The sequence below is a fragment of the Lyngbya sp. PCC 8106 genome (genome assembly GCF_000169095.1).
In the GTDB taxonomy this organism is placed as follows: Bacteria; Cyanobacteriota; Cyanobacteriia; order Cyanobacteriales; family Microcoleaceae; genus Capilliphycus.
Genome location: NZ_AAVU01000110.1, coordinates 1 through 1197, shown reverse-complemented (window position 1 = coordinate 1197; position 1197 = coordinate 1). Strand labels below are relative to the sequence as shown.

1 protein-coding gene is annotated in these 1197 nt (G+C 37.2%); it reads right to left on the bottom strand.

Annotated features, from left to right (window positions below):
* Positions 1-213: 213 nt before the first annotated feature.
* Positions 214-1065: a GTPase gene (locus L8106_RS29155; RefSeq protein WP_009788188.1), complete on the bottom strand. Its 852-nt coding sequence runs from the start codon at positions 1063-1065 to the stop codon at positions 214-216.
* Between the last annotated feature and the right edge of the window lie 132 nt (positions 1066-1197).

Below are 1197 nucleotides of genomic sequence, written 5' to 3'. Positions count from 1 at the left end.
CTCAACTATTTCCTTGGCATTGATAGCAATTGTAGCCGCCACGCTCGACCATTTAGCGAAACTTTGTGCAGAACTTAATATCTGGGAGCGTTTTTGCTCGCTCTCTCGGGCTAATAATTGGCGTATTTTATTTTCTTCGTCTGAGGTTAAAGCCATATAGATCTCCTTAAATGTGTAAATTTTTTTGACTACTGAACAATATTTTAGTTTTTGTTACCGTTTGGGAACCGAATGATTTTTCAGCCATTTTGTAATCTTATTAATCATCTCGATATCGTCTGAAAAATCTCTCGTATCTGCTTGCAAAATAAGCAAGACTAGATCGCAAGAAGGGATTAGATCCTGATAGATTTTGTCATACTCTTGATCTTCCGCTTCGCTACGTCCATATCCAGGGAGATCGACTACAGTTAAGGCTCCACCTGTTGAGAGTGTAAATTCTTTAATCTGGGCTTTAGTGGTACCAACAGTTGTGGGACTTGTTTTAAACTCAGCATTAAAAAGATTATTGATAGTCGTTGTTTTACCAACTCCAGATTTTCCAATAACTGCTACTTTGGGTGGTAATTTAGTTTCCTGTTGAAGCTTTTCCAAGATTAACTTTAAGTTTGCTTCTGGGATAATTTTCTTGATTTCATCTAAAGTTTTGCTTTGGGAATCTACTTTTTCTTCAACACCGTTTCTCATCTTTCTACGCTCTTCATTGGCAAAAGCTTTGACATCCGGATCTGCTAATTCAAATGGATCGGCAGGCTTCACGTTATCCAGCTTGAACCCAGCATAAGCATTTTGGATGATTTTGGTCAGCAAGGGTATCAAATTATAACGCTTTAAAGCAGAGTAATATTCTATGCTTTGCTCAGATATTTCTGTCTCTTGGCTCAATTTTTTAATGATATCGTTGCACCGACGTTTGATTTGTTGTTCTGCCTCATTGGTAGGACTATTTAAACGCTCGTCCCATCCATTTGGAATCATTTTATCAACTTGGTTTAAACCAACAACAAGCCTAAGCGGTGTTTTGGGAGGTTGAGAACGAAATCGGCTTAATATCTGATTCAACATAATTTTTAGACTCCTTGTTTATTTTGTCTTTGTTAATATTTGTCTTTTCAAGTTATCTAATCCCCAACCATAAACAGATGTGTACGGTAGGATCTGATTTTTCTCAAAAGTGATTTTTCCATCGACTGCACT